The following is a 439-nucleotide window of genomic DNA, read 5'->3' as shown; positions in this document are numbered from 1 at the left end:
TACCGCATCACGCAGATTACCCACTACGTGGATGAGCAGGGCAACTACGAAAACGCGTTTGCGGCCGTGGTGCACTCGGTGGTGCTGCCGCCGCCCAACCCGCTGGTGCGCCCGCCGCTGGCCGAGCCGGAGCTGGCCGACGTGGTGGACCTGCACGACCCGCAGCAGCTGGGCCGGGTACGGGTGCGCTACCACTGGCCGGTGGAGAACCCGCAGTTTGCCGAGAGCGGGTGGCTGCGGGTGAGCACGCCCTACTCGGGCGACGGGAAGGGGCAGCTCTTCACCCCGGAGGTGGGCTCGCAGGTGCTCGTCGGCTACGAGCTGCACCGGCCCGAGCGGCCGCTGGTGCTGGGCAACGTGTTTCACGCCAAGAACGCGGTGCAGGGCACTTACAGCCACCCCGACAACCAGGTGAAGAGCATCCGCACGAAAGGGGGCA

The 439-nt window shown here is 68.8% G+C and carries 1 protein-coding gene; it reads left to right on the top strand.

Annotated features, from left to right (window positions below; all coding sequences use genetic code 11):
* Positions 1–439 (top strand): phage baseplate assembly protein V (locus tag WX88_RS31235; protein WP_046247518.1); only part of this gene is annotated, 439 nt, incomplete at both ends.

The organism is Hymenobacter terrenus (assembly GCF_000972495.1).
GTDB lineage: Bacteria > Bacteroidota > Bacteroidia > Cytophagales > Hymenobacteraceae > Hymenobacter > Hymenobacter terrenus.
Note: the sequence above shows the minus strand (reverse complement) of the source record. Positions and strands in the feature narration are given on the sequence as shown.